Origin of the sequence: Lentzea sp. NPDC060358 (assembly GCF_042725365.1) — a bacterium.
GTDB lineage: Bacteria > Actinomycetota > Actinomycetes > Mycobacteriales > Pseudonocardiaceae > Lentzea.
In genome coordinates this window covers 24,393-38,113 of sequence record NZ_JBHXCW010000056.1, presented here as the reverse complement: position 1 = coordinate 38,113, position 13,721 = coordinate 24,393, and the positions used below count along the sequence as shown (strand labels likewise).

10 protein-coding genes and 1 pseudogene are annotated in these 13,721 nt (G+C 72.9%); 8 read left to right on the top strand and 3 right to left on the bottom strand.

The features are described 5' to 3' along the window. Positions 1-203 (top strand): annotated as a pseudogene (locus ACFWGZ_RS14915) (anti-sigma factor); the annotation flags it as partial. Positions 204-205: 2 nt separating this feature from the next. On the opposite strand, the gene ACFWGZ_RS14910 reads toward ACFWGZ_RS14915, so the two are convergent. Then, positions 206-3,169, bottom strand: coding sequence for a TIM-barrel domain-containing protein (locus tag ACFWGZ_RS14910; protein ID WP_382452049.1), 2,964 nt, complete (start codon positions 3,167-3,169; stop codon positions 206-208). A gap of 92 nt (positions 3,170-3,261) precedes the next feature. Then, positions 3,262-3,654 carry a nuclear transport factor 2 family protein gene (locus ACFWGZ_RS14905; RefSeq protein ID WP_382452048.1) on the bottom strand — a complete coding sequence of 131 codons (393 nt, stop codon included), beginning with the start codon at positions 3,652-3,654 and terminating at the stop codon, positions 3,262-3,264. A gap of 209 nt (positions 3,655-3,863) precedes the next feature. Here ACFWGZ_RS14905 and ACFWGZ_RS14900 point away from each other — a divergent pair, with 209 nt between their 5' ends. Next, positions 3,864-6,818 (top strand): BTAD domain-containing putative transcriptional regulator, encoded by a 2,955-nt coding sequence (locus ACFWGZ_RS14900; RefSeq protein WP_382452047.1) that lies wholly within the window; start codon positions 3,864-3,866, stop codon positions 6,816-6,818. A gap of 31 nt (positions 6,819-6,849) precedes the next feature. On the opposite strand, the gene ACFWGZ_RS14895 is transcribed toward ACFWGZ_RS14900, so the two are convergent. Beyond that, on the bottom strand, positions 6,850-7,101 hold the full coding sequence (locus ACFWGZ_RS14895; protein WP_382452046.1) for a hypothetical protein: 252 nt from the start codon (positions 7,099-7,101) through the stop codon (positions 6,850-6,852). A gap of 312 nt (positions 7,102-7,413) precedes the next feature. On the opposite strand from ACFWGZ_RS14895, the gene ACFWGZ_RS14890 reads away from it, so the two are divergent. The 6 genes from ACFWGZ_RS14890 to ACFWGZ_RS14865 are packed head-to-tail and all read left to right on the top strand — an operon-like array spanning position 7,414 to position 13,709. Then, the gene (locus tag ACFWGZ_RS14890) at positions 7,414-8,673 is read left to right on the top strand and encodes an MFS transporter (RefSeq protein WP_382452045.1); all 1,260 of its coding nucleotides are present in this window, start codon (positions 7,414-7,416) and stop codon (positions 8,671-8,673) included. Beyond that, positions 8,673-9,758: a branched-chain amino acid aminotransferase gene (locus tag ACFWGZ_RS14885; protein ID WP_382452044.1), complete on the top strand. Its 1,086-nt coding sequence runs from the start codon at positions 8,673-8,675 to the stop codon at positions 9,756-9,758. The genes ACFWGZ_RS14890 and ACFWGZ_RS14885 overlap by 1 nt, the downstream gene beginning before the upstream one ends. Before the next feature lie 37 nt (positions 9,759-9,795). After that, positions 9,796-10,812 carry an asparagine synthetase A gene (locus ACFWGZ_RS14880; RefSeq protein WP_382452043.1) on the top strand — a complete coding sequence of 339 codons (1,017 nt, stop codon included), beginning with the start codon at positions 9,796-9,798 and terminating at the stop codon, positions 10,810-10,812. Next, a complete protein-coding gene (locus tag ACFWGZ_RS14875; RefSeq protein ID WP_382452042.1) occupies positions 10,809-12,077 on the top strand; it encodes a glutamate synthase-related protein in 1,269 nt (422 codons plus the stop codon). Before ACFWGZ_RS14880 ends, ACFWGZ_RS14875 begins: the two co-directional genes overlap by 4 nt. Before the next feature lies 1 nt (position 12,078). Next, on the top strand, positions 12,079-12,507 hold the full coding sequence (locus ACFWGZ_RS14870) for a cobalamin B12-binding domain-containing protein (protein WP_382452041.1): 429 nt from the start codon (positions 12,079-12,081) through the stop codon (positions 12,505-12,507). Beyond that, complete coding sequence (locus tag ACFWGZ_RS14865) at positions 12,504-13,709, top strand: methylaspartate mutase (protein WP_382452040.1); 1,206 nt, start codon at positions 12,504-12,506, stop codon at positions 13,707-13,709. Before ACFWGZ_RS14870 ends, ACFWGZ_RS14865 begins: the two co-directional genes overlap by 4 nt. The last annotated feature ends 12 nt before the right edge of the window (positions 13,710-13,721 follow it).

Below are 13,721 nucleotides of genomic sequence, written 5' to 3'. Positions count from 1 at the left end.
GGTTCCCGGACGGCGAGGCGCTTCGGGTCGTGGTCGTCTCCCGGTCGGGCACGCGGGCGGTCGCCGCGAGCTGGGCCGGGTCCGCCACCGGGTCGGTCGCCGGCACCTCGCTCGACGGCGTGGTGGCCCTGGCCAGGAACGACCTCGCCGCGGTCGTGGTCGAGAGCACCGGCGGGCTGCAGTACGCCTCCGTGGCCTTCTGAGGTCAGTCGACGACCAGGCAGTCGAGGTTGCCGGCGCTCGACCCGGTCGCGGTCGCGCGGATCCGCACGGACCCGGCCGGGAGCGCCGCGGTCAGGGTGGCGGTGCGCCACGTCCGCCAGTCGCCCGTGGGCGGGAAGGACAGGCCGGTGGCGACCACCGCGCCGTTCACGGTGATCCTCAGTGGACGGTCAGCGGTTCCGCCGTTGGCGTAGCGGAATCCCAGGGAACGGGTGCCGGCGGCGGGCACGGTGACGGTCCACTCGACATGGTCGTCGGCGTCGTGGGCGAAGTCGACGTAGCCGGTGCCGGTGTAGCCGGGGTGCCGGCTCGCGAGGACCGCTCCGCCGCGTGCCGCGTCCTCGGCCCCGTGCACCGTCCTCGCGGACGGCGCCGGGAACGGCGTGCCGCTCGGCTCGACGGTCGCCGCCGTGCCGCCGGACCGAACGGTGATCATCGGGGTCACGACGGTCAGCACCTTGCGCGTCGCGTCCCAGACCTGGCCGGTGCCGTTCAGCACCGCCGCCGCCTCACCGGTGAACGCGGCCGGGGACGTGCCGTTCACGCGCATGCCGACCGGGGCGTCGAGGCCGTGCACGCGCACGACGTAGCGCCGCGCTGCCGGTGCTCCGGCGTAGGTGCCGGCGGGGTGGTCGATCGTGGTTCGCACACCGTTGTCGCTGAACGAGATCCGGGTCGTGGCCGCCGCGTTCGAGCGGAAGTCCTCGGTCGTGCCGTCGTCCTCGTAGAGCGTGAGCGAGCCGTCCTCGCCCGCGTACACGTCGAGCTCGAGCTGGGTCTTGTCCAGGAAGGCGGTGCTCTGCGCGTACTTGTACTTCGGCAGGATGCTGCCCGCCTTCACGAACATCAGGATCTCGCCGGTGCGCGTGACGCAGTTCTTCTCCGCGGTGTCCGAGCCCGCGTGCCGCGCGTCGGTCCAGAAGTCGTACCAGGTCTCGCCAGCGGGCAGCCAGACCTTCTGCACCTCGCCCGGCACGTCGGTGGTCACCGGCATCACGAGGATCGACGGCCCCCACATGTACTGCAGGTCGTGCGTGTACGCCATCGCGTTGCTCTGGTGGTCGACGACCATCGCCCTCGCCATCGGCACGCCGGTCGCGTGCGCGATGTGCGCGATCGTGTAGACGTACGGCATGAACGTGTAGCGCAGCCTGCTGTACCTGAGGAAGTCCGCCTGCTCGGCGGTTCCCTGGTCGATCGGCCAGCGCGACCCGGCCGGGCCGAGCGCGGCCGTGTCGCCGTTGGAGTGCGGGCGCCACACCGGGGACAGGCTCGCCCAGGCGGCCACCCAGTTGCGGTAGAGACCGCTCGAGACGACCCCGCCGAAGAAGCCGCCCGCGTCGATGTTGGCGTACGGGAACCCGCCGAGGCCCGCGTTCTGCATGCCGCGGATCTGCTCCTTCATCTCGGCGTAGGTCGACTCGATGTCGCCGGTCCACAGGTGGCCGTAGCGCTGCTGGCCCGCCGTCGCGCCGCGGGTGAAGGTCCACGGCCGCCGGGCCCTGCCGACCTGGCGGTCCCAGCCCTCCTGCCCGACTCCCTTCTGGCAGTAGAGGAAGTAGGCGTTGCGCAGCTCGGACCACCGCTGTCCGTTGGCCGCCAGGGCGCTGTACGGGATCGGGCCCAGCTCGTCCGGCTCGTCGATCCAGAGCGCGTCGCCGGGGAAGCCCAGCGCCGGGTCGAACGCCTTGGACCAGAACACCTCCCACACCCACGCCCTGGCCGCCGGGTTGCTCCAGTCCGGCACCGCGTCGGGGTGGTCGACGCCGGTCAGGTCGCCGGGCTGGAAGCTGTAGCCGGGCGGGGGACCGCCGATCCAGCCCGCCATCTCGTTGGAGTTGTTGCGGTTGTAGTCGAGCGTGGTCAGCACGCCGTGCTCGTCGGCCCACCGCTTGAAGCCCGCCGGGTCCGGCCAGCGCTGCGGGCTGAACTCGAACCACGACCCGGCCCACTCGCCGGACCCGGTGCGCCACCGGTTGTCGTTGACCTGGACGTCGAGCGGGAACCCGGCGCCGCGCAGCGCGGTGATCCGGCCCGTCCACCAGTTCTGGTCGCTGACGCCCGGGAAGTTCTTGTCCGACAGCTGCAGCCCGAAGACGCCGAGCCGCGGGAACCTCGGCCGCCCGGTCAGCCGCGTGTAGCGGTCGAGCAGCGTCGCGAACTCCGGTCCCTTGATCACGAAGTAGTCGAGCTGCGGCGGGACGCCGGGCGAGTCGTGGCCGTCGGCGGAGAACCCGTAGGTGCCACCGAAGTCGAACGTCGTGTCGAAGGTGGTGTTGAAGAAGATCGCGTATCCGCGCGAGGACAGGTACATCGGCACGATCGCCGGTGCCTGGTCGATGTGCCGGGACTGCAACGGGTAGTTGTGCGCGACGACGTCGCCGGTCCGGTCGACCTTCGGCGCGCGCCCGTAGAGCCCGTGGCCCGCCTTGACGAAGCGCTCACCGGCGGCCGGTGCGGCGAACGACTGCCGAACCACGCTTCCGCTCCAGGTCAGGCTCCTGGTCGCGGTCTCCGCGGCGAACGTCTCGCCGGACCTGGCGCGGAACTCGGCCCGCAGGGGGTTCTTGTGCAGCACCACCTCCACGCCGTCGGCCGCGGGGGTGGTGATGGTCAGCCGGTCGCCGCCGTCCACGACCCGCAGGCTGCCGCCCATGGACGCGTGGCTCGCCGGGTCGACCATCTCGTACCGGTCGTCGGCGAAGAAGTGCTCCCCGCCGCGGATCGCGCGGTACCGGACGACGTGGTCGCCGTAGGCGGTGATCCGCACCTGCTGCCCGGCCGTGCTCGTCACCGTGACGCTGCGGCCGTCGGTGGTGTGGCCGCTGTAGCCCGCGAGCGTCTCGTCGGCGGGTGCCGCGGCGGCCCGGCCCGGTGTCACCGCGCCCGCCCCGGCCACCACCCCCGCCACCTTGAAGAAGTCCCGGCGAGTTGGCTTCCGTGGCATGGGCGTTGTCCCTCCGCGCAGGGTCCCGACGCCTCAGGTTCTCGGACATCAACACGGACTGTCAACAAGATGCAACACAACAAGACAACTTGCTACACGGCCGGTCCGGGTGGCGGCAGGTAGTAGAACCGCCGCCGGCTCAGCAGCAGGGAGTCGTCGGACAGCGTGAAGAAGTCCGCGAAATCGAATTCGCGCACGACCCCGGCGGCCGGTGGCGAGTAATGCCCGACCGCCACCACGCAATGCCCTTCCGCGACGACCTTGAACAGTTCGTGGCTGCCGCGGGTACCTGCCAGCCGCACCGCGGCGTCACGGCCGTGGCCGGTCGGCGTGCCGGGCTGGCGCACCTGCACGTCCTCGTGCAGCAGGGACGCGTACGCGTCCAGGTCACCCGCGTCCAGGTACAGGTAGGACAACCGGACGTGGTCCACGCCCGCGGCCAGCGTCGCCGCGCTGGGCGGCGTGCGCCGGCGGTCTGCCGTCATGGCGAACTCCTTCGGGCGCTCAGAATCTATGCCCACTCTCGCAGCTGCCGATAACCCAGGCCTATCACGGCGCTTTCCCGGCGCCATCCGCGTGAAATTCCGGCCCGCTTGGCGAGACTTGGAGCATCCGCCGGATGTACAAGAACTTCCCGGTTCCATACATTGGCGCAGTCGGTCGCTGGGGGGACGTACAGGGAGGGGCGGCGGACGTGGGTGCTGTGCTGCGCGAAACGGGCGGTTCGGTGTTGCGGATCCTCGGGCCGATCGAGGTCGAGGGACCGTCGGGACCGGTGCCGGTGACGCCGGGCCGTCAGCAGGTCGTCCTGGCCCTGCTGCTGATGGAGGCCAACCAGGTCGTCAGCACGGACCAGATCGTCGACACGCTGTGGAACCAGGAACCGCCGGACACCGCGCGCACCCAGGTGCAGATCTGCGTCTCGCGGCTGCGCAAGACCATGGTGGACGCCGGGGTCGACCTGCCGATCGTCACGCGCGTGCCCGGCTACCAGTTGCTGCTCGGCGCCAACACGCTCGACATGCACGTCTTCGCGGGCAAGCTGGCCGAGGCCCGCGTGCTGGTGAAGGAGGGCAGGGCCGCCGAAGCCGCGACCCTGCTGCGCTCGGCCGTGGCGCTGTGGCGCGGGCCCTGCCTGAGCGGGCTGCCGAACCCGGCGCTGCGCAGCCGTGCGCTGCGCCTCGACGAGGACCTGCTCACCGCCACCGAGGACCACCTCGAGCTGGAGCTCGAACTCGGGCGCCACCACCAGATCGTCGGCGAGGTCACCCGCCTGGTGCACGAGCACCCGATGCGCGAACGGCCGCGCGCCCTGCTGATGCTCGCGCTGCACCGCGGCGGCCGGCAGGGCGAGGCGCTGGAGGTGTACCGGGCGGGCCGGCACCTGCTCGTCGAGGAGCTGGGCCTGGAACCGGGGGAGCGGTTGCGGCTGCTGGAGTCCGCGATCCTCTCCGGGGACGCCGTCGCCGCCCAGGCCGAGCCGGCCGGGCCGGTCGCCGCGCCCGCCCCGAGCTTCGAACGCCCGCGCCAGCTGCCCGCCGACACCGCCGACTTCGTCGGCAACGACGCGCTGATCCGCACCGCCGAGGCCGTGCTCACCAGCGGGCGAAGAGCCGTGGGCGTGGTCGTCGTGATCGGCAGACCCGGCAGCGGCAAGACCACCGTCGCCGCCCACGTCGGCCACCGGATCGCCGAGCGGTTCCCGGACGGCCAGCTCTACTGCGACCTGCGCGGCACGCGGGAGGAACCCGCCGCCGCGATCGACGTCCTCGGCAGGTTCCTGCTGGCGCTGGGCATCCCCGGCCCCGTCATCCCGATCACCCTGGACGAGCGCGTCGAGATGTACCGGACGCTGATGGCGCAACGGCGCACGCTCGTCGTGCTCGACGACGCCTCCTCCGAGAGCCAGGTCATCCCGCTGCTGCCGGGCAGCAACCAGTGCGCGGTGCTCGTGACGAGCCGGTCGCGGCTCACCGGCGTGCCGGGCGCGCGCCAGGTCGAGGTCGAGGTGTTCACGCCCGCCCAGTCGCTGGAACTGCTCGGCCGGGTCGTCGGCACCGACCGCGTGGCGCGCGAACCCGAGGCCGCCGAGGCGCTGGTGCGCACGGTGGGCGGGCTGCCGCTCGCGCTGCGGATCATCGCCGCCCGGCTCGCGGCCCGGCCGCACTGGTCGCTCGCCTCGATGGTGCACCGGCTCGCGAGCGAACGGCACCGGCTCGACGAGCTGGCGCACGGCGAGATGACGATCCGCGCGAGCCTTTCCCTGACGCACAACGGGATGGATCGCCGGTCGCGCACGTTGTTCGGCCTGCTCGGCCTCGCGCAGGGACCCGAGCTGCCCGGCTGGGTGGCGGGCGCGGTGCTCGACGACGACTCGCGCTACCCGTCGGACCTGCTGGAACCGCTGGTGGACGTGCAGATGCTCGACGTGTCCACAGTGGAGCGCACGGGTGAGTTCCGCTACCGCTACCAGGACATCGTGCGGCTGTTCGCGCTCGAGAAGCTGCGCGCCGAGGTGCCGCAGGAGGAGCGCCGCGCGGCGGTGGGCCGCGTGCTCGGCGGCTGGCTTTCGCTGGCGGAGCAGGCCCACCGCGCGATCTACGGCGGCGACCACGCGATCCTGCACGGCGGCGCGGCGCGGTGGAACCCGCCGCCGACCTACGTGCAGCAGGTGCTCGCGGACCCGCTGGAGTGGCTCGACGGCGAGCAGGCCAACCTGTGCGCGGCGATCGCCCAGGCCGCCGACGCAGGGTTCGACGAGGCGTGCTGGGACCTGGCCGTCACGTCCGCGACGCTGTTCGAGTCGCACGGCTACCTCGACGACTGGGAGAAGACGCACGAGAAGGCGTTGCAGGCCACCCGGTCCGCCGGCAACGCCCTCGGCACGGCGGCGGTGCTGAGCTCGCTGGGCACGCTGCACATCAACCGCGGCCAGACCTCCCGCGCGCACGAGGCGCTGACGGCGGCGCTGGCGACGTTCGTCGACCTCGACGACCCGCGCGGCCTGGCGCTGTGCCGCCGCGACCTCGGGCTGCTCGCGCGCTGGGCGGGTGACGACGACGGCGCGCTCGTGCTCTACGCCGCCGCGATGCGCGACCTCGACCGCGCGCAAGACCTGGTGGGGCGGGGAATCGTGCTGACGCACCAGACCGACGTCCTGTGCCGGCGCGGCCGCACCGACGAGGCCAGGGCGCAGCTGTCCGAGGCGATCTCGATCTTCGAGGACGCGGGCTTTCGCAGCGGGATCCCGCACGCGCTGCGGCGGATCGGCCAGGTGCAGGTGCGGGCCGGGGAGCACCAGGAGGCCGCGCGCACGTTCGCGCGGGTGCTGGACATGGTGCGGGAGAGCCGGGACGTGATCGGCGAGGGGCACCTGCTGCGCAACCTCGGCGAGGTGAACGCGGTGCTCGGCCGGGACCGCGCGGCGCTCGGCTACTTCGAACAGGCGCTGGCGGCGCGGGAGCGGATCATGGACCACGTCGGCGCGGCGGCGGTCCGGCTGGACCTGGCGCCGGTGCTCGCGCGGCTCGGCGAGTCGAACCGGGCGTCGGAGCTCGTGCTGCACGCGGTGCAGACCTTCGGCGACCGCGGGATGGACCGGGAGCGGGTGGCCGCGGAGCAGGCGCTCACCGGGCTCGCCGCGGGGTAGGGGCGGTTCCGCCTCGACCCCTGGGACGGAGTCAGTTCCAGGGGTTGCTGTCCTGCGCGCCGTTCCACGGGTTGCTGTCCGGGGTCCCGTTCCAGGGGTTGCTGTCGGGGGTGCCGTTCCACGGGTTGCTGTCGTCCTGCCCGCCGTTCCACGGGTTGCTGTCCGCCGCGACCTGAGCGGAACCGGCCGGCACGACCGCGTCGGCGACCGCGGCGCCGAGTCCGAGGACGAGCGCGGCACCGGCGGCGGTGGTGGCGATCCGGGTCATCAGGGCGTGCGTCATGGCGATCTCCTCGCGACATTTCCGGGGGATTCTCAGCGGTTGTTCCCGGCTGATGTCCAAAAACTATTCGGCGCGAGAATCCCGGCCCTATCCCGCTGACAATCCCGCCGCTATCACGGCCACCCGTTCCGGGACTCTCGGGATAGTCGGGGGTGTATCCGCAGTTCAGGCAGCTTTCTCGGTGGTCTGCCGGTGCAATTCGGGCGGCCTATTCCACGCCGATTGCCCCGTGATGTCGCCGGGATAGCGGGCTGTCCGAGATTGGTGGCTGTCCCGCTCACGACAGCCCGAAAAGAACGTCTCGGAGGAACGATGTCCGTCAGCAGTCGTCGACCGGCCGCCCCCGAGGCCGCGACCGGGGCGCCGCGCAGCCTCTGGCGCGACCGCCGCGCGCTGGGCTGGGCGTTCGCCACCGGCGTGTCCGCGGTCGGTGACGAGATCTGGTACGTCGCACTGGCGTTCACCGCCGCGCAGCTCGGCAACGCGGGCCTCGCCGGCCTGGTGCTGGCCTGCGCCACCATCCCGCGCGCCCTGCTGACCATCGTCGGCGGCGCGCTCACCGACCGGTTCGACGCCCGCCGCATGATGATCGGCGCGGACGTGGCGCGGATCGTCGTGCTCGCCGGGGCGCTCACCGCGCTCGCCGCGACCGGGGTGTCCGCCGGTCTGCTGATGGCGGTCGGCCTGCTGTTCGGTGTGGCGGACGCGTTCTACGGGCCCGCGGCCGGCGCGTTCCCCCGGCAGCTGGTGCGCAGGACCGAACTGGTCAGGCTGTCGGCCTTGCGGCAGCTGCTCGACCGGCTCGCCGGCGTGCTCGGCGCACCGCTCGGCGGTCTCGTGCTGGTGGCGTGGGGACTGGGCGGCGCCATGGCGCTCGACCTCCTCTCGTTCGCCGTGGTGCTCGCGGTGCTGGTCGCGGTCCGGCCGCGCTGGCCGCTGGCCCGCTCCACCGGCGGCACGGTCCGCGCCGACATCCGCGACGGGCTGGCGTACCTGCGGCACACGCCGAAGGTCCGGGACCTCGTGATCACGTTGTCCGGCCTCAACGTCTTCGTCAGCCCGGTGGTCGCGGTCGGTCTCGCGCTGCACGCCGTCGGCAGGGGCTGGGGCGGGGTCGGACTGGGGTGGCTGACCGCGGCGATGGGCGGTGGCGCGGCGATCGGCACGCTGATCGCGCTGAAGTGGCGGCCGGAACGGCCGTTGCGCGCCGCCGTGCTCCTGCTGTTCGCCCAGGCCGGGTCGCTCGGACTCGTCGGCAACGCGGGCTACGCCGCCACCCTCGCCGGCATGACCGTCGTCGGTGTCGTCGCGGGCCTGGCCTCACCGATGCTCTCCGGCGCGTTCCAGGCGTCGGTCGACGAGGAGTACATCGGCCGCGTCGGATCCGTCCTCACGCTCACCGACGACGCGCTGACGCCGCTCACGATGGTCGGTTTCGGCTTCCTCGCACAGGTTCTCGGTCTCGGCACGGCCGCGCTGCTGTTCGCCGGCGGCTTCGTCGCGCTGCTGCTCTACGCCTTCTCCCGCCCCCACGTGCGGGAACTGCGGATCCCGGACGAAAGGAACTCCTGATGACCGCCCAGATGACGCCACCGATGACCGCCCCCGCCGCCACCGGCCCCGGCCACGGCGACGCGTTCACCGACCACATGGTCAGCCTCTCCTGGAACGCCGTCGACGGCTGGCACGACCGCCGCGTCGGCCCGCTCGAGATGCTGCCGCTGCACCCGGCGACGATCGGCCTGCACTACGCCCAGGTGATCTTCGAGGGGCTGAAGGCCCACCGCGGTCCCGACGGCTCGGTGTCGGTGTTCCGCCCCGACCGCAACGCCCTGCGGTTCCAGAGCTCCGCCCGCCGGCTCGCCATGCCGGAGCTGCCGGTCGAGGACTTCCTCTCCGCGCTCGACGACCTCGTGCTGCTCGACGGCACCGGCCTGCCCGACGACCCGTCGATCAGCCTCTACCTGCGGCCGCTGATGTTCGCGACGGACCCGAACCTGATGCTGCGCCCGTCCGACGAGTACCGGTTCCTGCTGATGGCGTTCGTCGCCGGCGGCTTCTTCGGCGACAAGGCGCTGGAACCGGTGTCGGTGCTCGTCAGCCGCGAGCACAGCCGCGCCGTGCAGGGCGGCACCGGCGACGTCAAGTGCGCCGCGAACTACGGGCCGTCGTTCGTCGCGCAGAACCTCGCCCGCCAGGCGGGCTGCCAGCAGGTCGTGTGGCTCGACGCCGCCGAGCACCGGTGGGTCGAGGAGATGGGCGGGATGAACCTGTTCTTCGTCCGCCGCACGGCCTCCGGCACCGAGGTCGTCACGCCCGGCCTGACCGGCACGCTGCTGCCCGGCGTCACCCGCGAGTCGCTGCTGGTGCTCGCGGACCGCCTCGGCCACACCGTCCGCGAGGAGCGGATCTCGGTGGACCAGTGGCGCGCGGAGTGCGAGGCCGGCCTCATCACCGAGGTCTTCGCCTGCGGCACGGCGGCCGTGGTGACCCCGGTCGGCACCGTGCGCGACCGCGACGGCGACTGGGTGATCGGCGACGGCACCGCCGGGCCGGTGACCCGCGAGCTGCGCCAGGCGCTCGTGGACACCCAGCGCGGCGTCCTGCCCGACCCCGGCGGCTGGCGGCGCGTGATCGTCCCGCCGTCCGCGCTCTGACATCCCCGATCACTGAGACCAAGGGTGGGAAAGAACCATGGAGCACGCAACGAGTGTCGCGATCGCGCCCCCGGCCGATCGGCTGCCGCCACCACTGGCACGGCACCTCGCCTCGGACACCACCAGGGCCGCGATGCGCATCCAGCAGGAGGTGCTCGGCGCCGCCAGGGCGTTCCTGCGCGGTGAGGGTTTCGTCGAACTGCTCCCGCCGGTGATCGGCCCGGTGACCGATCCGGGGGCGCGCGGGTCGAAGCAGCTCGACGTCGACTACTACGGCCACAAGTACAAGGTCATGACCAGCGGCATCCTCTACAAGCAGGCCTCGCTGCTGGCGTTCGACAAGATCTTCTACATCGCGCCGAACGTGCGCGCCGAACCGGTCGAGACCTGCAACACCCGGCGCCACCTCGCGGAGTTCCACCAGATCGACGTGGAGATCGCGCACGGCTCCCGCGCCGACGCGATGGGCGTGGCGGAACGGCTGCTGACCCACGTCGTGAAGCACGCGCTGGCCACCGTTCCCGACCAGTTCGCGCTCCTGGGCCGCGACCCGCTCGCGTTCGCCGAGCTGCTCGCCGGGCCGTTCGACGTGCTCTCCCACCGGCAGGCGGTCGACGAGCTGCACGGGCTCGAGTACCCGCAGAGCCCCGACGCCGAGATCGAGTGGACCGGCGAGGAGCTGTTGTCCTCGAAGAAGGACCGCCCGTTCTTCGTCACCGACTACCCGAAGGGCTCGCGCGGGTTCTACGACCGGGAGAGCACCACCGAACCGGGCCGGCTGCGCAACTTCGACCTGCTCGCGCCCGAGGGCTACGGCGAGCTCGTCAGCGGCAGCGAACGCGAGTCCGACTACGCCACGATCGTCACCCGCATGCGCGAGACGGGGGAGAACCCCGCGAAGTACCGCTGGTACCTCGACGTCGTGCGCGAGGGCGTCCCGCGCAGCGCCGGGTTCGGCATGGGCCTGGAGCGCCTCACCCGGTTCCTCACCGGCCTGGACGCGGTGTGGCAGGTCAACGCCTACCCGAAGGTCCCCGGCGAGGTGTCGCCGTGAGGGCGGGCGGTTTCCCCGAGGAGCAGGTGCGCGCACGGGCTCTGGGCGGTGCCGCGGAAGCGTTCCCGCCCGTCGAGTCCTACGGCCACGAGGTGTTCGGGCAGCCGGTCACCGGCACCGCGGGCGACGCGCTCGACGCGGCTCGGCTCGTGCCGCCGGTGTTCATGCCGCTGCGGCTGGAGAAGCTGATCGACCTCGGCCGCGAGCCGCTGCAGTCCGATGTGGACCTGACGACGGCGGTCGGCGGCTTCACCTCCGCGCTGCCGGTGTTCCTGTCCGCCTTCGGGTCCACCCGCATCGGCAGCTCCGAGGTCTCCGTCGCGGCCAGCCGGCAGGCGGGCGCGCTCGGCATCCCGATGGTGATCGGCGAGAACGTCGTGCCCGTCACCGGCTACCACCGCGATCCCGGCTCCACGACCGGGATGCTCGCCCGCGTCCGCGCCTACCTCGACGAGGCCGGGCCCTCACTGGGCGGGGTCGTGGTGCAGCAGAGCACCGAGGACGCCGACGCCGAGGTGTGGAACCTCGTCTACAGCGACCCGTCCGCCGAACCGCTGCTCGCGTCCGGCCGGCTCGGGTTCGAGCTCAAGGTGGGCCAGGGCGCCAAGCCCGGACTCGGCGGTCTCACCGTGCTCGACCGCACCACCGCGGCACGGGTGTCCGAGCAGTTCGCGCTCGACGACCTGTGGTCCTCCGGCCCCGGCGTGCTGCGCTCGGGCAGCCCGGGGACGTTCACCGACGAGATCCTGCGGCAGCAGATCCGGTTCATGCGCAACAACTTCCCGCGCGCCCGGATCTGGGTGAAGCTGCACCCCGGCCGGGACGTGGCGCTGGCCGCGGCCTGCGCGTGGGCGGCCGGCGCGGACGCGGTGACCGTCGACGGCGCCGAGGGCGGCACGGGGTGGGCGCCCCGCGCGTTCCTCGACCACGTCGGCCTGCCGCTCGCCGAGTGCCTGCGCCGGATCGGTTCCCCGACCGGCTGCCTGCTGACGACCGGCCGCATGTGGGAGGGCGGGCGCGCGGTCAAGGCGCTCGCGCTGGGCGCCACCGCCGTCGGGCTCGGCAGGGCGGCGCTGACCGCCGTGGACGCCGACCCGGACCACGGCCTGCGCCGGCTCGTCGAGTGCCTCGCCTACGAGCTCCGGCTGCTGATCAGCGCGGTGGGCAAGTACTCGCCCGCCGCGCTGGGCTCCGAGGACGTCTGGTTCCCCGGCTCGACCGGTGCCGCCGACGCGGCGGACCGCCACAGAGAAAGCCTGACATGACATGAAGAACCTCGTCCTGCTGTCCGGAACCGCGTCCGACTCGCACACGTGGAACCTCGTGTACCTCCAGCTGCTGCTGGAGGAGCAGGGGTACCGGGTGGTCAACCTCGGCGCGTGCGTGCCGCCCGCGCTGCTCGCCGACGAGTGCGAGGCCGAACAGCCCGATCTCGTCGTGCTCAGCAGCGTCAACGGCCACGGCTACCGCGACGGCGAACGCGCGCTCGCCGAGCTGCGGAGCCGGCCGGGGACCGCGGCGGTGCCCGTCGTCATCGGCGGCAAGCTCGGCACCGGCGGCCCGGAACCCCTGCGGGCGGAGCGGTTGCGGGCCGCGGGGTTCGCCGAGGTCTTCGACGACGACACGGCCATCACGCGGTTCCTGGCCTTCGTCGCCGCGCAGTCGTTGTGCCGCACGGCGGGCACGGTCTCGTGACGGAGTTCGCCGCCGCCGTCGCACGGGCCGCCGCCGAGGGCCGGCTCGTGGTGCAGCCGCGGATGGGCATGGCGTCCCCGGCGGAGATGCGGGCCGGGCTGCGGGCGGTGCGCGACGCCGCCGCCGTGACGGTCGGGACCCTGACCGTCGACAGCTACACGCGGGTCGGCGACCACCGGGCGGCGCTGGCGGCACTGCGCGACGGCGCCCGGCTGAACGGCTACCCGATCGTCTCGCACGACCCGGCGGTGACGCGGGGCGTGCTGGCCGGGCTCGACGGGTTCCCCGTGCAGGTGCGGCACGGGTCCGCCGATCCCCGGGCCGTCTTCGGCGCGCTCACCGCCGCGGGGCTGGACACCACCGAGGGCGGGCCGGTGTCCTACTGCCTGCCCTACAGCAGGCGGCCGCTGCGCGACTCGGTGGCGCACTGGTCCGAGGCGTGCGACGGGTTCTCCGGGCACCTGGAGACCTTCGGCGGCTGCATGATGGGCCAGCTGTGCCCGCCGAGCCTGCTGGTCGCGCTGAGCGTGCTCGAGGCCGCGTTCTTCCGGTTCCACGGCGTGCGCAGCGTCTCGCTGAGCTACGCGCAGCAGACGAGCGCCGACCAGGACGCCGAGGCGATCCGCGCCCTGCGCGCCCTCGCGGCGCGGTTCCTGTCCGATGTGGACTGGCACGTCGTGGTCTACACGTACATGGGCGTGTACCCGCGGACCCGCTCCGGTGCGCGGGTGCTCAACGACAACGCGGCCCGGCTCGCCGTCCGGGCGGGCGCCCGGCGGCTGATCGTGAAGACCGTCGCCGAGGCGCACCGCATCCCGACCATCGCGGAGAACGTGGCCGCGCTGGAAAGCGCCTCCCTCGCCGCCGCGTCGGTGTCGTTCGACCCGGTGACCGAGGACACCGGCGTGCTGGCCGAGGCGACCGCGCTCGTCGAGGCCGTGCTGGAACTGTCCGCCGACCCCGGCACCGCCCTGCTCGCCGCGTTCCGGCGCGGCCTGCTCGACGTGCCGTACTGCCTGCACCCCGACAACGCGGGCCACGCCCGCAGCCACGTCGACGACGCCGGCCGGCTGCGCTGGTCGTCCACCGGCGCCATGCCGATCGCGCGGTCCTCCGTGGACCGCTGCGCCCCCGCGGACTCGGCCGGCCTGCTCGCCGCGCTGAACCGCGTCGCCCACCTGCACGACACCCCATCCCGGTGAAGAGGAGAGAAG